The 18,878-nt window shown below is 71.9% G+C and carries 20 protein-coding genes; 7 read left to right on the top strand and 13 right to left on the bottom strand.

The features are described from left to right. Positions 1-23: 23 nt before the first annotated feature. From ABFX51_RS21005 to ABFX51_RS20970, 8 genes are all read right to left on the bottom strand, one after another. Positions 24-167, bottom strand: coding sequence for a hypothetical protein (locus ABFX51_RS21005; protein WP_177228774.1), 144 nt, complete (start codon positions 165-167; stop codon positions 24-26). Positions 168-383: 216 nt separating this feature from the next. Then, complete coding sequence (locus ABFX51_RS21000; RefSeq protein WP_346054669.1) at positions 384-1,583, bottom strand: iron-containing alcohol dehydrogenase; 1,200 nt, start codon at positions 1,581-1,583, stop codon at positions 384-386. After that, the gene (locus ABFX51_RS20995; protein ID WP_346054668.1) at positions 1,576-2,331 is read right to left on the bottom strand and encodes an SDR family NAD(P)-dependent oxidoreductase; all 756 of its coding nucleotides are present in this window, start codon (positions 2,329-2,331) and stop codon (positions 1,576-1,578) included. The genes ABFX51_RS21000 and ABFX51_RS20995 overlap by 8 nt, the downstream gene beginning before the upstream one ends. Next, a complete protein-coding gene (gene kce / locus ABFX51_RS20990; RefSeq protein WP_346054667.1) occupies positions 2,328-3,266 on the bottom strand; it encodes a 3,5-dioxohexanoate:acetyl-CoA acetone transferase in 939 nt (312 codons plus the stop codon). The genes ABFX51_RS20995 and kce overlap by 4 nt, the downstream gene beginning before the upstream one ends. Then, positions 3,266-4,129: an LLM class flavin-dependent oxidoreductase gene (locus ABFX51_RS20985; RefSeq protein ID WP_346054666.1), complete on the bottom strand. Its 864-nt coding sequence runs from the start codon at positions 4,127-4,129 to the stop codon at positions 3,266-3,268. The genes kce and ABFX51_RS20985 overlap by 1 nt, the downstream gene beginning before the upstream one ends. After that, positions 4,126-4,896, bottom strand: coding sequence for an HpcH/HpaI aldolase family protein (locus ABFX51_RS20980; RefSeq protein ID WP_346054665.1), 771 nt, complete (start codon positions 4,894-4,896; stop codon positions 4,126-4,128). The genes ABFX51_RS20985 and ABFX51_RS20980 overlap by 4 nt, the downstream gene beginning before the upstream one ends. Next, entirely contained in the window at positions 4,893-5,759 is an 867-nt protein-coding gene (locus ABFX51_RS20975) for a cupin domain-containing protein (RefSeq protein WP_346054664.1), read from the bottom strand. The genes ABFX51_RS20980 and ABFX51_RS20975 overlap by 4 nt, the downstream gene beginning before the upstream one ends. A 12-nt stretch (positions 5,760-5,771) precedes the next feature. Beyond that, complete coding sequence (locus ABFX51_RS20970; RefSeq protein WP_346054663.1) at positions 5,772-6,662, bottom strand: DUF6282 family protein; 891 nt, start codon at positions 6,660-6,662, stop codon at positions 5,772-5,774. 143 nt (positions 6,663-6,805) lie between these two features. Here ABFX51_RS20970 and ABFX51_RS20965 point away from each other — a divergent pair, with 143 nt between their 5' ends. Next, on the top strand, positions 6,806-8,182 hold the full coding sequence (locus ABFX51_RS20965; RefSeq protein WP_346054662.1) for an MFS transporter: 1,377 nt from the start codon (positions 6,806-6,808) through the stop codon (positions 8,180-8,182). After that, on the top strand, positions 8,183-9,208 hold the full coding sequence (locus ABFX51_RS20960) for a dihydroorotate dehydrogenase (protein ID WP_346054661.1): 1,026 nt from the start codon (positions 8,183-8,185) through the stop codon (positions 9,206-9,208). Here the strand turns inward: ABFX51_RS20960 and ABFX51_RS20955 are convergent. Next, a complete protein-coding gene (locus tag ABFX51_RS20955; RefSeq protein WP_091509537.1) occupies positions 9,184-9,978 on the bottom strand; it encodes an IclR family transcriptional regulator in 795 nt (264 codons plus the stop codon). The two genes, ABFX51_RS20960 and ABFX51_RS20955, sit on opposite strands and share 25 nt — an antisense overlap. A 43-nt stretch (positions 9,979-10,021) precedes the next feature. After that, positions 10,022-12,229 carry an RNA polymerase recycling motor ATPase HelR gene (gene helR, locus ABFX51_RS20950; RefSeq protein ID WP_346054701.1) on the bottom strand — a complete coding sequence of 736 codons (2,208 nt, stop codon included), beginning with the start codon at positions 12,227-12,229 and terminating at the stop codon, positions 10,022-10,024. Positions 12,230-12,454: 225 nt separating this feature from the next. Here helR and cmtR point away from each other — a divergent pair, with 225 nt between their 5' ends. Both cmtR and ABFX51_RS20940 read left to right on the top strand, forming a co-directional pair. After that, the gene (cmtR, locus tag ABFX51_RS20945) at positions 12,455-12,796 is read left to right on the top strand and encodes a Cd(II)/Pb(II)-sensing metalloregulatory transcriptional regulator CmtR (protein ID WP_346054660.1); all 342 of its coding nucleotides are present in this window, start codon (positions 12,455-12,457) and stop codon (positions 12,794-12,796) included. Beyond that, complete coding sequence (locus ABFX51_RS20940) at positions 12,793-13,449, top strand: cation efflux transmembrane domain-containing protein (protein ID WP_428832489.1); 657 nt, start codon at positions 12,793-12,795, stop codon at positions 13,447-13,449. Before cmtR ends, ABFX51_RS20940 begins: the two co-directional genes overlap by 4 nt. 10 nt (positions 13,450-13,459) lie before the next feature. Here ABFX51_RS20940 and ABFX51_RS20935 read toward each other — a convergent pair whose 3' ends face one another. Beyond that, the gene (locus ABFX51_RS20935; RefSeq protein ID WP_346054659.1) at positions 13,460-14,038 is read right to left on the bottom strand and encodes a CGNR zinc finger domain-containing protein; all 579 of its coding nucleotides are present in this window, start codon (positions 14,036-14,038) and stop codon (positions 13,460-13,462) included. A gap of 52 nt (positions 14,039-14,090) precedes the next feature. Here ABFX51_RS20935 and ABFX51_RS20930 point away from each other — a divergent pair, with 52 nt between their 5' ends. Then, positions 14,091-14,957, top strand: a complete 867-nt coding sequence (locus tag ABFX51_RS20930; protein ID WP_346054658.1) for a DMT family transporter — start codon at positions 14,091-14,093, stop codon at positions 14,955-14,957. A 188-nt stretch (positions 14,958-15,145) separates the two neighbouring features. Continuing rightward, a complete protein-coding gene (locus tag ABFX51_RS20925) occupies positions 15,146-16,366 on the top strand; it encodes a DUF7933 domain-containing protein (RefSeq protein ID WP_143249899.1) in 1,221 nt (406 codons plus the stop codon). Between the two features lie 45 nt (positions 16,367-16,411). Here the strand turns inward: ABFX51_RS20925 and ABFX51_RS20920 are convergent, their stop codons facing one another. After that, positions 16,412-17,827: an MFS transporter gene (locus ABFX51_RS20920; protein ID WP_346054657.1), complete on the bottom strand. Its 1,416-nt coding sequence runs from the start codon at positions 17,825-17,827 to the stop codon at positions 16,412-16,414. A gap of 213 nt (positions 17,828-18,040) precedes the next feature. Here ABFX51_RS20920 and ABFX51_RS20915 point away from each other — a divergent pair, with 213 nt between their 5' ends. Continuing rightward, the gene (locus tag ABFX51_RS20915; RefSeq protein ID WP_346054656.1) at positions 18,041-18,322 is read left to right on the top strand and encodes a hypothetical protein; all 282 of its coding nucleotides are present in this window, start codon (positions 18,041-18,043) and stop codon (positions 18,320-18,322) included. A 208-nt stretch (positions 18,323-18,530) separates the two neighbouring features. Here ABFX51_RS20915 and ABFX51_RS20910 read toward each other — a convergent pair whose 3' ends face one another. Next, positions 18,531-18,869, bottom strand: coding sequence for a P-II family nitrogen regulator (locus ABFX51_RS20910; RefSeq protein WP_091509552.1), 339 nt, complete (start codon positions 18,867-18,869; stop codon positions 18,531-18,533). Positions 18,870-18,878: the final 9 nt, after the last annotated feature.

Raw genomic sequence — 18,878 nt, 5'->3', positions numbered from 1 at the left:
CGGTCGGACAACCCGTGCAGCGCTCATCGCCAGCGGACCCGCGCCCGGATCGCCAGCGTCGCCTGCTGCAGCCACTCCCCCGCCTCCGGCACGGTCGCGCTGACCGGCGCGTCCGTCGCGACGAGCAGTTTCTCGCCACGGAGTTCCCCGCCGTCGAGCGTGAGCACGTAGTCCGCGCCCTCGCGTCCAGCCCGGCGACTACCGCAACCTCGGGCTGTGGCAGGCGGAAGGACCTTCGTGGAAGGCGGGGGCCACCACGGCAGCCAGCGACCGCCTCAGGCCCGCAGGCTTTCCGCCGCCGGTCACTGTCATCGACCCGGCACCGCCCGCAGCCGCGGTCGCCGATCCGGTGGCAGCCGGTCCCCCGCGCCCGACGAGGGGACCTACGCCCCGGCGTGCGCGCGGCCGAGGATGTCGAGCAGGAGTTCCCGGGACGGTTCGACCGGGGCGATCGCCAGCAGCCGCGCGGATCGCAGCGCCAGGTCGGCGATCCGCGGCAGCTGGTCGCGGCCGAGGCCGATCTCGGCGAGCGTGGCGGGCACGCCGATCGCGCGGTTGATCCCGGCCACGTGCGCGACCGTCCGTTCCGCCGACTCCCCCGCCGCCGGGTCCAGCGCCGCCCCGAACCGGGCTATCCGTTGCGCGACAACAGGATCCGCACGCAGTGTGTCAAGGACGTACGGCAGCAGCAGTCCCGTGCCGAGCCCGTGCGGGGTCTTGGTCAGCGCGCCGATCGGGTACTGGAGCGCGTGGCACAGGTGTGTTCCGGTGGAGCCGAACGCGATCCCGCCCAGCAACGCCCCCAGCGCCACCTCGCTCCTCGCCCGCCGGTCGCCCGGGCCCCGCACGGCGACCGGCAGCCACGGCCCCAGCTTTTCCGCCGCCTGCAACGCGACCGCCTCGGCGAGCGCGTTGCGGCCGGTGAACACCGGCAGCGCCGCGGACCACTCCGTTCCGAGCGGCCGCGCGGTGTAGGACTCGGCCGCGTGCACGAGCGCGTCGATGCCGGAGAACGCGGTCACCTGGCGCGGGGCGGCCAGGGTGAACTCCGGGTCCACGACCGCCGCGGCCGGGACCAGGAACGGGCTGGAGATCCCCACCTTGAGCTCGCGGTCCGGATCGGACACGACGGCCACCGGCGTCACCTCCGAGCCGGTGCCCGCCGTGGTCGGCACGGCCACCAGCGGCAGGACCGCGCCCGGCACGAGGTTTTCGCCGTAGTACCGGCTCAGCGGCCCGTCGTGGACGGCGAGCAGCGCGATCAGCTTCGCCGCGTCGAGCGCGCTGCCCCCGCCGACCGCGAGCACGACCTCCGCCGCGTGCTCCCGCGCCGCCGACGCACCCTCGTCCAGCGTGCCCAGCGGCAGCTCCGGCGTGACGCCGGACCACTTCCGCACCTCGCACCCGTGCCGCGCCAGGGCCGCGGTGAGCTCGCCCAGCAGCGGCGTTCCTTCGAGGAACGGGTCGACGACCGCGAGCACCCGTTTGCCGTGCGCCGCCACGATCTCCGGCAGCTGGGCCCGTGCGCCGTAACCGAAGTGCACCCGGCCGGGCAGCCGGAGGGTCCCGACGTCTTCAGGCAAGGAAGCCCCCGTCGACCGGCAGGATGACGCCGCTGAGGTGGCTCGCGCGGTCGCTGAGCAGGAACGCCGCCACCGCACCGACCTCCGCGCCCGTGCCCGCCTTGCGCAGTGGCGTGGCGGCGATCCGCGCCTCCACCCCGCCCGGGATCGCCTGGCGCAGCTGGTCGAGCATCGCGGTCTCGGTCGGCCCGGGAGCCAGCACGTTCACGCGGATGCCGAGCGGCCCGAAGTCGTGTGCCGCGGTGCGCGTCAACCCGATGACCGCGTGCTTGGTGGCCTGGTAGGCGCCGCTGCCGGAACTGCCGCGCAGGCCGCCGATGCTGCTCACGTTGACGATCGACCCGGCGCCGAGCGGCTCCATCACCCGCACCTCCTCGCGGAGGCACAGCCACGTGCCCTTGACGTTCACCGCCATGATGCGGTCGAAGTCCTCCTCGGAAACCTTGTCGAGGCGCCCGGCCCCGCCCATGGCCGCGTTGTTGAACGCGCCGTCGAGCCGCCCGAAGCGCTCCACGGTGGCGTCGACGAACGCGGTCACGCTGTCCGCGGAGGCGATGTCGCCGACCGTGTAGGCCACGTCGTGCCCGGCGTCGGTGAGTTCCTTGGTGAGCGCCGCCAACGGTTCCTCGCTGCGGGCCACGAGCATCACCTTCGCGCCATCCTCGGCGAACACCCTTGCGGCATCGGCCCCGATCCCCGCGCTGGCCCCGACGACGAGGACGACCTTGCCTGCCAGTGGCGCGCTCATGCCGCCTCCTTGTCGTTGCCGTCGTTGCCGCGCAGCGCGAGCATCGCGCGCGCCTCAGCCGGGGTCGCGATCTCCTTGCCGAGGTCCTCGACCACGCCCCGGATCTTCCTCACCTGCTGCGCGTTGCTCTCCGCCAGCCTGCCCCTGCCGATCCACAGGCTGTCCTCCAGCCCCACCCGCACGTGCCCGCCGAGCCACGCGCTGTGGGTGCCGAACTGGAGCTGGTCGCGCCCGGCGGCGAACGCCGAGAACGAGTAGTCGTCGCCGAAGAGCTTGTCGGCGATGCGCACCATGTGCTCCAGGTTCGCGTGGTCGGCACCGATGCCGCCGAGGACGCCGAACACGCCCTGGATCAGCAGCGGCGGCTTCGCGAGTCCTTTTCGGACGAAGTAGTCGAGCGTGTACAGGTGCCCGATGTCGTAGCACTCGTACTCGAACCGCGTGCCGGCTTCGCCGAGCGTGCGCAGGGTCCGCTCGATGGAGTCGAAGGTGTTGACGAACGGGTGCGAGTACGTGTTGAGCACGTAGGGCTTTTCCCAGTCGTGCTTCCACTCGGTCACCTTGTCGGCGATGCCCGAGTAGACGAAGTTCATCGAGCCCATGTTCAGCGACGCGAGTTCCGGCCGCAGCCGCAGCGCGGCGGCGAGCCGCTGCTCCATCGTCATCGACGTCGCGCCGCCGGTGGTGATGTTGATGACCGCGTCGGTCTCGGCGGTGATGCGCCCGACGATCTTCTCGAACACCTCCGGGTCGGCGGTGGGACGGCCATCGGGTTCGCGGGCGTGCAGGTGCACGACGGCGGAACCGGCCGCGATCGCTCCGAGTGCGGCGTCGGCGACCTCGTCCGCCGAAAGCGGCAGGTAGGGGCTCTGGGACGGGACGTTGACCGATCCCGTGACGGCGGTCGTGATGATGACCTTTTCGGCTGCGCGCATCAGTTCTCCAACTCGGTGAGGGCGCGGTAGGCGTCGAGCTTGGCGTCGTCGAGCGGGCCCACCAGGCTCAGTGCCACCTGCGTGGCGCCCGCGTCGTACTGCCGCCGGACGGCTTCGCGCACCTGCTCGGGGGTGCCACAGGCGACGAGGGCGTCGACGAGGCGGTCGGACCCCGGCGGGGCGAGGTCGGCCTCGGTGAACCCGAGCCGCGCCAGCTTGGCTAGCTGGTGCGGCAACGTCAGGTAGTAGGCGAGCCGCTTGCGGGCGACCTCGCGGGCGGCCGCCCGGTCGCGGCCGACCACCGCCCACTGCACGACGGACAGGAACAGCTCGCTCCCGATCGTCTCCCGCGCCCAGCGGGTGTGCTCGGGCGTGACCAGGAACGTGATCAACCCGTCGGCGCGCTCGGCGGCGAGCCGGGTGATCCCGGGCGAGTACGCCCCGAGCACGCGCGGCACGTCGCTGCCCTTGCCGCCGCGGCGTTCGAGGGTCGCGTCGATCTCGTCGAGGTAGTTCCGCAGGAACGGCAACGGGCCCATCCCCCGCTCGCGGGCCGCGCCGCTGGCGCCCAGGCCCAGCACGTAGCGCCCGGGGTAGCCGGCGGCGAGGTCCCGTGCCGCGGACGCGGCCGACTTCGGCACGCGTTCGAGCGCGCGGGCCACGCCGTTGCCGACCACGAGCCGTTCGGTCGAGGCGAGCACGAGTGCCGCCGTGGTGAAGGCCTCCCGGCCGGCGACCTCGGGGATCCACACCATGCGGTGCCCGCTGTCCTCCAGGAAACGGACGAAGCGCACGACGCCGTCGTGGTCGAGCTCATCCAGCTCGGCCACCGACAACGCCGTGCGGGGCAGGGAAAGCGTCATCCCACCGCTTCCCGGAACGCCGACACCAGCCCGCTCGCCGCCTCGGCGAGCATCGTGGTGTCGTTGCTGAGCAGGACGAAGTCGCAGCCGTCGCGCACCGCCTGCGCGGCCCGCCCCGGCGCACCGCCGAACGCCAGCCCGCACCGCTTCCCGGCGGCGTGGGCGGCGTCGATCGCGGAGGCGACCAGCTCCAGCACCTCCGGTGCCGCGGGCGTGGTGCCCATCGACATCGACAGGTCCGCCGCGCCCACGAACACGGCGTCCACGGTGTCGAGCGCCAGCATCTCGGGCGCGGCCTTGATCGCCTCGACGCTTTCCAGCTGCGCGATGCACAGCACGTCGTCGTTGCCGGTGGCGAGGTACTCGGCGGTCGGGCGCAGTCCCCACGCCCCGGCGCGGCTCGTGCCGCCCGCGCCGCGGATGCCGTGGGGCGGGAACCGGCACGCCTGCCCGACGGCCTCGGCCTGCTCGACGGTGTCCACGTGGGGCACGAGGATGCCCATCGCGCCCGCGTCCAGGATCTTCTGGATGGTCGACGGCGTCTTGTCGGGCACCCGCACCAGGGGCACGACGCCGAGCGCGGCGGCGGAGTTGATCAGCCGGTACGCGGTCTGCAGGTCGAGCGGCGCGTGCTCCAGGTCGATCACGACGAAGTCGAACCCCGCGTACGCCATGATCTCCACCGGCTCGGTCGAGGCGATCTTGAGCCACGTGCCGACCGGGGTGTGCTCGCGGGTGAACAGCCCGCCGCCCGTGCGCGTGCTCATGGCATCGGGTATTCGTCGGCGTTGAGCACCCAGCCGGGCTTCTCGGAGAAGTCCGTGCGGGGCGGGCTGAAGATGTCGATCAGCTGGTTCACCCCGGGGTCGCTCGCCTCGGAGGTGTGCACGGTGGGCGGCGGGATGATCGTGACGGACGGGCTGCCGATGCGCACGTGCTCGTCCTCGCGCCACGTCGTGCTGTCGGTGAGCCAGGGCGTGCGGATGTGGTGGACGTACTCCCCTTGCACCGCGAGGGAAAGCTGCTCGAAGTCGTCGTGGTGGTGCGGCGAGAGCTTGCGCGGGTCACGCGGGCCGTGCTGCTCGGGCAGGAAGTTCACCATGAACGAGCGGGTGCGGAAGATGCGGCCGAAGCGGCCGGGTTCGTCCGGCACCTGGGACAGCGGGTAGAACCGCACGCGCGGTTTCCCGGCGGGTTCCGGCCACCGCCGCAGCAGCGCGACGCGTGGGTGGTCCTGCGCGTAGGCGTCGGCGTTGGCCGGGCGGTCCCGCCAGGCGGGTTCGGCCGCCTCGACGAGGCGGACGAGCGGCCCGTCGCCCCGCACGCTGATCCGGGAGGCGCCGGGCGGCACCACCACGAGGCCCGGTTCATCGACGTTGGTCGCGCCGTCCTCGGTGACGACGGTGAAGGCGGGCGAGGCGCCGGTGACGATGATCGCGAGTTCGCCCTCCAGCGTGCCGTTGTCGAGGTCGTCCCCGGTGCGGGCCTCGGTGTGCACCAGAATCACGTTCTGCGCCCGCACGACGGAGTTCTCCCGCAGGTCGAAGTACTGCGGCGCCGCGATGGCGTCCCCGGTGTCAGGCCGCGCCGCCGTCGCCAGCGACGAGCGTGGATCGTCCTTTTCGTACACGGTGGGGTCCTTTCAGGCGTCCAGGTTCAGCAGGTAGCTGGGGTTGTCGCGGACCATGCGGCGGAGGTCCTTCTCCGGGACGCCGAGGTCGAGCAGCGCCTCGCCGACCCGCAGCCACGCGTCCACCGGCTTGGGGTTGGCCTTCTGCCCGAAGTCCGACGCCAGCACGATGTGCTCGGGGCCCAGCTGCTCGATCCAGTTCGCCAGCTGCTTCGGGTCCCACTTCTGCGTGCCCTCCGGGTCGTACATGCCGACCTCGTGCTCGACGAACGCGCCGAGTTCGATCAGCTCGCGGCACAGCGCGGGATCGGCGCCGATCACGAAGTCCGGGTGGCTCACGACCATCCGCTTGATGCCGCGTTCCTTCGCCTCCTGGAACAGCGTGCGGATGTACTCCGGGTACATGTGCCCGCCGTTGACGACGGCCCCCTGCTCCTTGATCTCATCCAGGATCTCGCCCGCCTCCGGCTTCAGCACGCCGTCGGAATCGACGATGTCGATGCGCTCCAGCGTCAGCGGCACCGTCGTGGTCGGGAACGCGCCGTCCTCGGGGTGGCAGTCGATGTGCCTGCCCGAGGAGATCGTCGGGAACCACACGACCTTGCCGCCCATCCGCAGGCACATGCGCACGGCGTGCACGTTGAGCCCGCCGACGGTGCTGTTGAGCGCGATCCCGCCGAAGACGGTGGCGGCGACGTCCGCCAGCCGCCCCTTCATCGCGAGGACGTCCATCTGCGTGTTGTGGTGGTGGGATTTCGCGACCATGGCGCGCATGCCGATCCTGGCGCCGTCCTGCGCGGCCTCGACGTGGTCGAAGCGCCGGGGGAACGGGCTGGGGCCGGAGTGGACGTGCATGTCGACCAGACCGTCCAGGACGGCGGCGATGGCGGGACGCTGGCTCATGAGGGCTCGCCTTCGTTCGTATTGTGAATTCAAAGTTCACTATAAGACCACGTGTCAACCCTCCCTCCGCTCTTGTGCTGCTTCGTTTGCCTGTTTACGGTATGGGCTGTTCACTTCGCGAACTGGAAGTTCGGAGGACGATGATGTCCACACCGCCCGAAGCCGCGGAACCTCCCGCGGCCCTGGAGGCTCCCCGTGCCGGCACCCCGCACGGCCCCGACCCCGCCAAGGTGCGTGCCGCGGTCCGCGGCGGCACGCTCGCCTACTTCGTCGACCAGTTCGACATCTACCTGCCGATCGTGGTGCTGGCGCCCGCGACGATGTACTTCCAGGCGGCCAACCTGAGCGCGGCGACGACCGCGCTGCTGTCGTCGCTGGTGTTCGCCTCGACGTTGATCGGCCGCCCGCTCGGCGCCGTCATCTTCGGCCACTTCGCCGACACGGTCGGCCGCAAGCGCACTACGCTCGTCGCGGTCGGCGGCTTCGGCACGATCACGCTCCTGACCGCGTGCCTGCCCGGCCACGAGACGATCGGCATGTGGTCGGTCGGGGTGCTGATCGCCCTGCGTTTCCTCGACGGGATCTTCCTCGGCGGCGAGTACACCACCGCGGTCCCGCTGGCGATGGAGTGGAGCCCGAAGCACAAACGCGGCCTCTACGCCTCGATCATCACCTCGACCTCGCCCGCGGCCTACGCCGTGATCGCCGCGATCACGCTGCTGCTGCTCCAGCTGCTGCCTTCCGCCGGCCTGCACAGCGCGTACGTGCAGTGGGGCTGGCGCATCCCGTTCATCGTCGGGGCGCTGCTCGCGGCGGTGCTGTTCCGCTACTACCTCACGCAGGTGCACGAGCCGCCCGCGGAACTGACCGGGGAGAAGCACAAGCTGCCGTTCGTCCGGCTGCTCGTGCGCTACCCGAAGGCGCTGGCCCAGGTGTTCGTGCTGATGACCGGCACTTGGCTGGCGACCAACATGGAGGCCGCCGTGACGCCCGCGCAGCTCAAGGCGCACCTGGAGCTGTCCAGCAAGCAGATCACGCTGATCATGCTCGTGATCAACGCGTCCGCCGCCCTGTCCTACCCGCTGTTCGGGATGCTGTCCCAGCGCATCGGGCGGCGCCGGTTCTACATCGGCTACGGGCTGTCGGTCTCGGTGCTCGGCGCCGGGGCCTACACGCTGCTGATGGTGTCCCACAGCGGTTTCGGCGCGGCGCTGGGCTGGGCGGTGCTGATCGGCGTGTTCACCGTCGGCACGTTCGGCCCGATCGCGGCCTACCTGACGGAGCGGTTCCCGGCGAGCATCCGGTCCACCGGCTACGGCGTCGGCTACAGCCTCGCGCTCATCGCACCGGCATTCTACCAGTTCTACCTGCAGCAGCTCGACGGCCTGATGGCCCCGCACCTCGCCCCCGCCGTGCTGATCGTGCTCGCCGGGCTGCTCATCAGCCTCGGTGGTTTCCTCGGCCCGGAGACGAAGGACGTGGACATGGCCGACGACCGCACGATCCCCGCACTGTCCTGAGTGGACGTCGCGGGACTGGTCACCGCCAACCCGGTCTGGGTCGGATCCTCCGAACTGACGATGACCCCGGCCGGGTTGGCCGCCTGCGTGGACGCGGGCGCGGGAGCCGTCGTGGCGAAGTCGGTGAACGAGAGCGAGGCCGCCCGGCGGCAGCTGGACATCGCCGACTACGCCTTCGTTTCCGGTGATCGTGGAGTACGCCCGGCAGGTGAGGCCCACCGGGAAGACGGGCTGCTCAACCGCTCCGGGCTCGCGCAGGCAGACCTCGACGACTGGCTGGAGGTCCTCGCGGCCGCCGCCGGGCACGGGGCGACGCGGGGCTGCCCCGTGCTCGGCAGCATCACCCTCGGCGATCCGGGCGCGGCGGCCCGCATCGCGCACGCGATGGCCGCGGCCGTGCCCGCCGTCGAACTGAACATCGGCGCCCCACACGGCCGCGAGGCCCGCGCCGTACGGCAGCTGACCGAAGTGGACGCGGTACGCGAAGCGGTGCGAATCGTCCGGTCCTCTGTGGACATCCCGCTCCTCGTGAAGCTGCCCGGTCAGGCCTCGGATGTCGTCGCACTCGCCCGTGCCGCCCGCTCGGCCGGGGCGGACGGCATCGGGCTCGTCGGGAGGTACCCGGGCTTCCTGCCCGACCTCGACGGCGGCGCGGTGCTGGGGTCCTGGGGCGCTTGGGGTTCACCGGCGTGCCTGCCGATGAGCCTGTACTGGGTCGGCAAAACCCGGCAGGCGCTGGGCCCCGACGTGCCACTGGTCGGGACCAATGGCGCACGCACCGCCGACGACGTGCTGCGGTTCCTCGCCGCCGGGGCCCGAGCTGTCGAGGTGGTCACCGCGTTGTGGATCGACGGGCCCGGCGTGGTCGCGGAACTGGTCGCCGGGGTCGAGGCGTACCTCGCTACCCGAGAGGGAGGCCTGGACGCGTTCGTCGGCAGTGCGCTCGCCGGAACACGGGACTACGCCGACATCCCGCCGAGGCCCTCCCCCGCCTGGCTGCCCTACCTGGGTTCGTCCGGCCAGTAACGCCCGCCGAGTTCGGCGGTCAGCTCCCGCGCGGTGTCCACGACCACCCGCAGCTCGGGGGCGTCGTCCGACATGGACAGTGTGTTGTCCGGGCCCACGATCGCGATCGTGGCGCAGATGCCGGACTCGTCGAACACGGGCGCGGCCACCGCCACGACGCCGGGCGTGCTCATCGCGGAACAGTGGCCCACCTCGCGGACCCGCTCGACCTCGGCCCGCAGCTCGTCGCGCGCCGTGCCGGACAGGTTCGCCATCAGCCGTTCCATCGACAGCTGGTCGGCGTGGTAGGCGAGGAAGACCTTGCTCTGCGCAGTGTCCAGCGGCAGGTGGCTGCCGACCCGCACCGACACCACGACGATCGTCGACGGGTTCTCCTCCACCCGCGACACCACCGGGCCCGTCAGGCCCCACAGGCTCAGCACCACGCTCGTCTGCGTCGCGCGGGAAAGCGCGCGCATGTGCCGTGGCGCCAGGTTGACGACCCGGCGGTGCCCGATGGCGAACGCGCCCAGCTGCAGCAGCAGCCCGCCGGGCACGTAGGCGCCGTCGGCGCTGCGTTCCAGCAGGCCGGCGGCGACCAGCGACGTGCAGTACCGGTACGCGGTGGTGCGGTTGAGCCCCAGCCGCTCGGCGACCTGGGCCGGCGTCACCTCGGGGGTGGCCGGCTCGAACAGCGACAGGATCTGGCTGACCCGGCTCACCGCCTGGATGTCGGCCTGGTCGCCGCGGTCGGCACGGCCGGCGTCCGCCGACCGCGTCGATTTGGTCACGGGCCCCTCCGCCGAACGGTGATCGAAAGCGTGGACTGGGTGTTCACTTCGTGAACACGCCCGTCAGGCTACCTGACCCGGCCCCGGCGAGACCGCTCAGTGCCCGGGGCAGCGGGCCCCGGTGCAGCACGCCGAGGCGCTGCGTCGCCCGTGTGAGGGCGACGTAGAGTTCCGCCGCGCCACGCGGCCCGTCCGCGAGGATGCGCTCCGGTTCCACCACCAGCACCGCGTCGAACTCCAGCCCCTTCGTCTCGGAGGGCGGCACCGCACCCGGCACGCCCGGCGGTCCGATTACGACGCTGGTGCCCTCGCGCCCGGCCTCGTCCCGCTCGAACTCCTCGATGGCGCCGGGCAGTTCGTCCTCGGTGACCTGCCGCGCCCACGGCCGCACCCCGGACGCGCGCACCGACTCCGGCGGCCGCACTCCCGGCGCGAACTCGGCCAGCAGCGCGGCGGCGACCTCCATGATCTCCGCCGGGGTGCGGTAGTTCACCGTCAGCGACCGGTAGACCCAGCGTCCCGGCACGTACCGCTCCAGCATCGACTCCCACGACCGCGCCCCGGCGGGCGAGCGCCGCTGCGCGAGGTCGCCGACGACGGTGAAGGACCGGTCGGGGCACCGCCGCATCAGCACCCGCCAGTCCATTTCGGACAGTTCCTGCGCCTCGTCGACGACGACGTGCCGGTAGGTCCACTCGCGGTCGGCGGCGGCGCGCTCGGCGAGCTCCCGCGTGTCCTGCTCGGTGAACCGCTCGGCGAGGTCCTCGGCGTAGAGCAGGTCGCTGGCGATCAGGCCGATGTCCTCGTCCACGTCCTGGCGCTCGATGAGGTTGTCCAGCACGTGGTCGGCGTAAGCGGCCTGGGCCCGCCGTTCCCGCTCCGCTGCGCGGGCGGCCTCGGCCTCGGCCGCCTTGTCACGGCCCAGCAGCTCGACCAGCTCGTCGAGCAACGGCACGTCCGAGACTGTCCACGCGGCACCGTCGGCGCGCCACAGCGCCTCGTCGGCACCCGCCGCACGCAGCCGTTCCTTCGACTCGTACAGCTCCGAGAGCACGGTTTCCGGGGTCAGCACCGGCCACAGCCGGTCGAGCGCGGCGGTGAAGGTCTCGTTGCCCGCCAGCTCCTCCAGCAACTGCCGCCGCAGGTCCTCCCACGCCTGCCGGTCGTTGCGGTCCAGCCAGCCCCGGCCGATGCGGCCCATGGCGCGCTCGGTGAGCACGTACGTGACGATGTCGGTGAACACCGCGCGCGCCTCGTTGTGCGGCAGGCCGCTTCCCCGCGCCTCCTCCCTTGCCCATTCGGCGGTCGCCGCGTCGATCCGTCCCGTGACGCCGCCCAGCTCGACCTGCACCGGCTCCTCCGGCAGCCGCTGGTACCGCGCGATCGCAGCCTTCAGCACGTCCAGGATGCCCAGGGAACCCTTGAACCGCGCGGCTTCCGGCGTGTCGTCGGCGGTGACGTGCAGTCCGGGCACCAGGTCGCCGGGCGTGGCGAACACGACGTCGGACTCGCCCAGCGACGGCAGGACGCGCCCGATGTGGTTGAGGAACGCCGGGTTCGGCCCCACGACGAGCACACCGTGGCGTTCCATCCGCTCCCGCTGCGTGTAGAGCAGGTAGGCGACGCGGTGCAGCGCCACGACGGTCTTGCCGGTGCCGGGGCCGCCCTCGATCACGAGGACCCCGGGGTGGTCGAGCCGGATGATCTCGTCCTGCTCGGCCTGGATGGTCGCGACGATGTCCCGCATGCCCTCGCCGCGGGGCGCGTTGATCGCGGCGAGCAGTGCGGCGTCCCCGTGCTCGCTCCCGCTCGGGCGGCCGAGCACCTCGTCGGTGTAGTCGACCACGTGACGGCCGCGGGTGTGGAACTGGCGGCGCAGGCGCATGCCCTCCGGGCTGACGGCGGTGGCGGTGTAGAACGGCCGCGACGCCGGGGCGCGCCAGTCCAGCAGCACGGGCCGGTACTCGTCCTCCTCGTCGAACAACCCGATGCGGCCGATGTACAGCCGGTCACCGCCCACGGTGTCGAGGCGGCCGAAGCACAACCCGTTGTCCGCCACGTTGAGCCGCTTGACCTCCCTGGCCTTGGCCCGCACCTCGACGTCCCGCTCCATCGGCGAGCTGCCGTCGCCCCGCAGCGCCGCTTCGTACTCCCCCTTCACCCTCGCCCGCTCGGCGTCGAGCCGCGCGTACAGCCCGGCGATGTAGTTCCGCTCGGACCGGAGTTCTTCCTGGTACCCCTGCTCGGACACGTGCCCCCTCATGCTGTTTTCCGGGTCGGAGACGCGATTCTGCGGCATCACCCGGGTCTTGCCGCAAGCCCCGGGGTGCGCTATATGTTCAAGTGGGAGGAGAAGTATTTCCCATCTCGCGGCCCGCCATTCCGCAGTGGACGCGCCATTCCCCGGATGACACCCCTTCTTCAGCGCGCGCTTCAGGCCTTCCCATGGTTCAGCCGTCGCTGTACTGTTTGAGGCATGCTGAAGTGTGAGACGCGGGGTGACGCGCTCGCCCGGCTGGGCCGCGCCCTCGCCGATCCGACGCGCTGCCGCATCCTGGTCGCACTGCTCGACGGCACCGCCTACCCCGCGGTGCTGGCCGCCGAGCTGGGCCTTTCGCGGTCGAACGTGTCCAACCACCTCGCGTGCCTGCGGGGCTGCGGGCTGGTCGTGGCCACCTACGAGGGCAGGCAGGTCCGCTACGCGCTCGCCGACCCGCACCTGGCCAAGGCGCTCAACGAGCTGGCGCAGGTCGTGCTGGCGGTCGACACCGCGCAGCCCTGCCTCGACGAGCCCGCTGCCGCGGAGGTCGTCCGGTGAACGAGAGGCTGCCGCTTTCCGCGGCCGAGGACACCTGTGCCGACGGGTGCTGCACGCCTGCGCGGTCGCGGCGGGCGGCGTTGTCGCGGCGGGTGCGGTGGCTGGTGGCGGCGACGATCACCTACAACGTCATCGAGGCGGTCGTCGCGATCACGGCGGGCTCGTCGGCTTCGTCCACCGCGCTGATCGGGTTCGGGCTGGACTCGGTCATCGAAGTCGCCTCCGCCGCGGCTGTCGCGTGGCAGTTCTCGGGCAGCGACCCGGAGGCCCGGGAACGCACGGCGCTGAAGGTCATCGCGGTGTCGTTCTTCGCGCTCGCGGCCTATGTGACCGTCGAGGCGGTCCGGTCGCTGCTGGGTGCGGCGGCTGAGCACTCCACCGTCGGCATCGTGCTGGCCGCCGTGTCACTGCTAGTCATGCCGGGCCTGTCGTACGCCCAGCGGCGCGCCGGCCGGGAACTCGGCTCGGCGAGCGCCGTCGCCGACTCCAAGCAGACCCTGCTGTGCACCTACCTGTCCGGCGTGCTGCTGCTCGGCCTGCTGCTCAACAGCCTGTTCGGCTGGTCGTGGGCCGATCCGGTGGTCGCACTCGTGATCGCCGCGGTCGCCGTCCGCGAGGGGCGCGAAGCGTGGCGGGGCGAGGACTGCTGCTGACCAGGCCTGATCAGCGCCGTGGCCGGTTCCGCTCGTAGTGGCGCCGGGCGCGGGAGCGGTTGCCGCAGTCGGCGGAGCTGCACCACCGCCGTGAGCCGTTCCTGCTGCCGTCGAGGAACACCCACCCGCACCCCTCGTCCGCGCACTGCCGGAGCCGCGTCCGGTCGACGGATTCCAGGAACCGCCACACCTCCAGCGCGAGCGACACGGGCAGCTCGGACACGTCGGCGGGGGTGAACTCCCACCGCAGCGGCACCACGCCGGTGAGCCGCGCCCGCCCCAGCGCCTGGACGATCGCGTGGTGCACCGCCTCCGCCGCGTCGGAAGGTGGCTCCCGACCGTCGATCGAGGCGCTCAGCACCGCGTAGAGGTCGTCACGCAGCTTCCGCGCCCGCTTGACGGCAGCCTCGGCCCGGGCTGGCGAGACCGGCGCTGGATCGGTGCGCAGCAGTCCGGTGCGGCGCAGCCAGGTCACCAGCGCGTCGGCCGTCGTGAGGTCGTCGACGAACCGCGCCGGGTCGAGCCGCCACGCCACCGTGTTGACGAAATCGAGCACGACGTGCCCGCCCACCGACGGCCGCATCTCCATCTAACAACCATAACCGGTTTTGGTTGTTAGGTCTGCCGGGTAGCCGGGAGGCATGGAACGGACGGCAGCGGTGTGGGGCATGACGACGGCGGCACTGGCGGTGTCCGCGTCGGCGGTGGTCATCAGCGTGTCGGGGACGGCACCGGGCACCGCTTCGTTCTGGCGCTGCCTGATGGCGCTGCCGGCGCTGGTGCCGGTCGCCGTGTGGGAGCGGCGCCGCAGTGGCGCGCCGTCCCGCCGCGCGCTGCTCACCGCGGCGGTCGCCGGGGTGTTGTTCGCCGGCGACATGCTGCTGTGGACGCAGGCGATCTCCGAGGTGGGCGCCGGGCTGTCGACGGTGCTGGTGAACCTGCAGGTCGTCCTGGTGCCGGTGCTGGCGTGGCTGGTGGACCGGGAACGCATGACGCGGTCGTTCTTCGTGTGCGCCCCGGTGATGCTGGCGGGGGTGCTGTGCACCGCAGGACTGCTCGACCGGGCTCCGGCGGGCGCGGATCCGGTGTGGGGCACGGTGCACGCGCTGCTGGCGGCGTTGTGCTACTCGGGTTTCCTGTTCCTGCTGCGGCGCGGCGGGCAGGGTGCACCGCCCGTGCAGCCGTACGTCCTGGTGATGGTCGCGGCGACGGTGGCGTCACTGGCGGCCGGTGCCTGGTGGTACGGCTTGGACCTCACGCCCGACGCCCCCGCACTGGGCTGGCTGGCGTTGGTGGCGTTGTCGTCGCAGATCGTGGGCTGGCTGCTGGTCGCCGTGTGCTCGCCGAAGCTGTCCAGCCAGCTCGGTGCGGTGCTCCTGCTGCTGACGCCCATCGGATCAGTGGTGCTGGGCGCGGTGGTGCTCGGCGAACACCCCTCCCCCTGGCAGCTCGTCGGGTGCGCGCTGATCCTCGCGGGAGCATTTCGGTTGGCCGTGGCCAGGAAGTGAGTTCCGGGTTGACTCTTCTCCCCCGAGGGCCTGGGCGCCGGGGTCCATCGGCGCTGGCGCGCCTGCTGAGCGGCCCCAACGTGGGTGGGTGTGGGCGGTGGGCCATCCCCGTGAAGGGGTAGGTGCGTCAGGGTTTCCTCTCCTGCCCCGGTCTGTCCGGTGATGTCCTTTCCGGAAGGAGAAAACCGATGACAGCACGCTCGAGACCGCGGCGGCGGGCGAGGAGGGTGGCGGCCGGTGCTGCCGTATCGCTGCTCGCACTGGGTGGGGCGTTCGCCGCGCTGGGGTCGGCCAGTGCGGCCACCTCGGCTTCGCAGCAGTGGATGACCAGTGTCTCCCCGGCAGCGACCCCCGGAGTGGGCCAGACGATGACCGCCGGTTTCGGTGACACCGGCGTGACCGCGACGATCCAGGTGGTCTCCGGCACCAACACCACCTGTTCCTGGCCCGCTCCCGCAGGCACCCTCGGCGGCACCAACGCGACCGACTTCCTCGAACCCGATCCCCCAGCGGGCTCTGCCGCCGTGCAGCAGTGCACCGGCCAGGGCAGCGCCTTCACGCAGGTGGTCACGTTCAGCAAGCCCGTGCTCTCCCCGATCCTGCACGTCGACAACCTCGACGGCAGCCTCGCTTCCGTAGGCGGCACCACGACCACCGGTGCTCCCGTCACGCTGACCACGCTGACGAAGAACAACGCGCTGGAGGTTTCCCCGAGCGGCAACAGCACCGTCCTGAACAGCACACCGCAGGTCGCGCGCAACGCGGGTTGCCAGGCCGACGACGGGACGAACCCCACCGCGGGCTGCGGTTCCTTCGTGCTGGGCGGCGGCCCCGTCAAGTCTTTCACGCTCTACAACCAGATGGGCAACGTCACCGGCGGTGACGCGTGGGCCTGGTCGCTGTCCTTCCCGACCGTCAAGCTCACCAAGGCGTTCGAGCCGGGGAAGATCCAGGCCGGTGAGACCGGGGAGCTGAACTTCTTCATCACCAACCCGGTCGACAACCAGCAGCCGACCCTGTCCCCGCTCGACTTCACCGACGCGCTCCCCGCGGGCGTCACGATCGCGGACTCCACCTTCGGCACCAACAGCCAGTGCGGCACCCCGGCGGTGACCGATGCGGCCGGTGGCTCACTCGACGCCGGTGACACCGGGGTGAAGGCGGCGAACCTGACCGTCTCCCCCGGCACGACGTGCATCCTGACCGTGCACGTCACCTCGGACACGCCGGGCAGCTACACCAACGACAACAGCAACCTGTCGACCGGGGTGGCGAACCTCGTGCCCGACACGAGCACCGTGCTCGTGGTCGACACGCCGATGATCGCGGGCTCGGCCGCTGCCGCCGCCCTCGTCCTCGGCGGTGGTGGCTGGCTGTTCTCCCGCCGCTCGCGGGTGACGCGGCAGTAGAGACCGGACGGCGCGCCGGAGGGTTCCGGCGCGTCGTCCTTCCACTCAGGCGCGGCGGCCGGGCAGGAAGGCCGCGATCGCGAAGGCTCCCAGCGCGGCCGCCCCGCCGACGACCAGCACGACCTTGAAAGCGCTTTCCGTGGGCACCGCCACCGGGCCGAGGCGCATCGTCAAGTGGGCCAGGATGACCCCGGCGACCGCGCTCGACACCGACGTCCCGATCGAGCGCATCAGCGTGTTGAGGCTGTTCGCGGCGGCCGTCTCCGACACCGGCACCGCCCCCATGACGAGCGCGGGCATCGCACCGTACGCGAGCCCGATCCCGGCGCCGATGAAGCTCGACGAGATCAGCAGCTGCCAGACCGTGCCCATCATGACCGTCGTCAGCCCGTAGCCGAACGCGACGACGAGCGCGCCGAGCATCAGCGTCACCTTCGGGCCCCGCGTCCGCGAAACCCGCGCGGACAGCGGCGCCACCGCCATCATCACCAGCCCGTTGGGCGCCATCACCAGCCCCGCCGCGAGGATCGACTGCCCCAGCCCGTACCCGGTGGCCGCGGGCAGCTGCAGCAGCTGCGGGACCACCAGCGACATCGCGAACATCGCGAAACCCATCACCACGGACGCGAGGTTGGTGAGCAGCACCTGGCGGCGCGCGGTCGTGCGCAGGTCCACCAGCGGCTCCCGCGTGCGCAGTTCCCAGAAACCCCAGCACAGCAACACGACGACCGCGGCGGCGAGCAGCCCCAGCGTCGTCCCGTTGCCCCAGCCCCAGTCGGCACCCTTGGAGATCGCCAGCAGCAGGCACAGCAGCGCGACCGACAGGCCCAGCGCGCCCGGCAGGTCGAAGCGGCCGCCCGTGCGGACCTCCGACTCGGGGACGAGCACGACGACGAGCACCCCGGCGACGACACCGAGCCCGGCGGCGGTCCAGAAAAGCGTGTGCCAGTCGGCGTTTTCGACCAGCAGCGCCGCGGCGGGCAGGCCCAGCGCGCCGCCGACGCCGAGCGAAGCGCTCATCAGGGCGGTGGCGCCGCCGAGCCGTTCCGGTGGCAGCTCGTCCCGCATGATGCTGATGCCCAGCGGGATGACCCCGGACGCGAGACCCTGCAGCGCACGCCCGACGACCATCGGCGCGAGGCTGTCCGACAGCCCGCACAGCACCGAACCCACGACCAGCATCACGACGCTGAACAGCAGCATGCGCCGCTTGCCGTACATGTCGCCGAGCCGCCCGACCGTCGGCGTGGCGACGGCGGCGGCGAGCAGGGTGGCGGTGATCGCCCACGTGGTGTCGCCCGCCGACGCGCCCAGCAGCCCCGGCAGCACCGGCACCAGCGGGATCACCAGGGTCTGCATCAGCGAGACGACGATCCCGCCGAAGGCCAGCACCGCGACCACGACGTTCGGCCGCACCACCCGCGCGGCCCGTCTCGGTGTCCCCACAGCGGCACTGGTCATCAGGATGGCTCCCCTCTCGTCTCCGGTGTCGATCACCGGGCGCGGGAGCTCATTCTAAGTCAACTGATTGACTTACCTTGGCGCGACCTGTGGAGAAGTCGAGCGCCTCGCCTCCACTGGTCCGGACCGGCCGCGGGCCGCCAACGCCCACTGACGGGGGGCGGCCCCACCGCGCGCGAACCGCGTCGTTCGGCGGCGGTCATCGGGGGTCCGGTGGTGGTCCTCGGGCCGAAGGCGCTGGGGCCGATCCCACCGGACCAGTTCGCCGAGAGGGTGGACCGGTCGGGCATCCGGTTGGTGACGCGATCGTGGTACCCGGTCAGCGAGCGGTTGATGGTGGTGGAGGAAGACGCGAGGTGGCCGCAAGACCCGTCGCCGGCCCGGGTGGCGACGGTGTTCCGCGTCGTGGACGGCAAGGCCACGACGCCGCGACGGGATGAACGAGGCAGGCCCGGGCCGGCTCCTCTGCTGGACAAGCGCGCCTTGTCCTGGTGACGGAGGCGGCGGCGGCACTGGCCGGCCGTGACGAGCCTGCGAGGGTGAACGCGATCGCGGATGAACCCGGTCTGACCAGAGTGGCGCTTCACGGCTGATCAGGGGCGCGGTCGGCGCCGGCGGCGACGGGCCGGCTTCCGGTCCGCGACGGCCGGCCTGATCACCCGCTCCCCCGCGATCGACCTGCCGGCCACGCGCCGGTGACCGGCTAAACGGCGTCCGCGCCGCGTTCGCCCGTGCGGACGCGCACGACCGTCTCCACCGGCGTGACCCAGATCTTGCCGTCGCCGATGCGGCCCGTGCGGCACACCCGCAGCACGGCATCGAGCACGCGCTCGACCAGTTCGTCGGGCAGCAGCACCTCGATGCGCACCTTGCGCACGAAGTCCACCTCGTACTCGGCACCGCGGTAGACCTCCCGATGGCCCTTCTGCCTGCCGTACCCGTGCACCTCCGTCACGGTCATGCCCAGGACCGCCAGGCGTTCCAGCGCAGCGCGGACGTCGTCGAGCACGAAGGGACGCACGATCGCGGTCAGCAGTTTCACGGGCACGAT

The organism is Amycolatopsis dongchuanensis (assembly GCF_039542405.1).
GTDB classification, from domain to species: Bacteria; Actinomycetota; Actinomycetes; order Mycobacteriales; family Pseudonocardiaceae; genus Amycolatopsis_E; species Amycolatopsis_E sacchari.
Note: the sequence above shows the minus strand (reverse complement) of the source record. Positions and strands in the feature narration are given on the sequence as shown.

What these genes read in the sequence shown, in the direction of transcription:
- ABFX51_RS20995 (WP_346054668.1), bottom strand. Translation starts at nt 2,331, where the DNA reads ATGAGCGCGCCACTGGCAGGCAAGGTCGTCCTCGTCGTCGGGGCCAGC.
- kce (WP_346054667.1), bottom strand. Translation starts at nt 3,266, where the DNA reads ATGCGCGCAGCCGAAAAGGTCATCATCACGACCGCCGTCACGGGATCG.
- ABFX51_RS20985 (WP_346054666.1), bottom strand. Translation starts at nt 4,129, where the DNA reads ATGACGCTTTCCCTGCCCCGCACGGCGTTGTCGGTGGCCGAGCTGGAT.
- ABFX51_RS20980 (WP_346054665.1), bottom strand. Translation starts at nt 4,896, where the DNA reads ATGAGCACGCGCACGGGCGGCGGGCTGTTCACCCGCGAGCACACCCCG.
- ABFX51_RS20970 (WP_346054663.1), bottom strand. Translation starts at nt 6,662, where the DNA reads ATGAGCCAGCGTCCCGCCATCGCCGCCGTCCTGGACGGTCTGGTCGAC.
- ABFX51_RS20965 (WP_346054662.1), top strand. Translation starts at nt 6,806, where the DNA reads ATGTCCACACCGCCCGAAGCCGCGGAACCTCCCGCGGCCCTGGAGGCT.
- cmtR (WP_346054660.1), top strand. Translation starts at nt 12,455, where the DNA reads ATGCTGAAGTGTGAGACGCGGGGTGACGCGCTCGCCCGGCTGGGCCGC.
- ABFX51_RS20935 (WP_346054659.1), bottom strand. Translation starts at nt 14,038, where the DNA reads ATGGAGATGCGGCCGTCGGTGGGCGGGCACGTCGTGCTCGATTTCGTC.
- ABFX51_RS20930 (WP_346054658.1), top strand. Translation starts at nt 14,091, where the DNA reads ATGGAACGGACGGCAGCGGTGTGGGGCATGACGACGGCGGCACTGGCG.
- ABFX51_RS20925 (WP_143249899.1), top strand. Translation starts at nt 15,146, where the DNA reads ATGACAGCACGCTCGAGACCGCGGCGGCGGGCGAGGAGGGTGGCGGCC.
- ABFX51_RS20920 (WP_346054657.1), bottom strand. Translation starts at nt 17,827, where the DNA reads ATGACCAGTGCCGCTGTGGGGACACCGAGACGGGCCGCGCGGGTGGTG.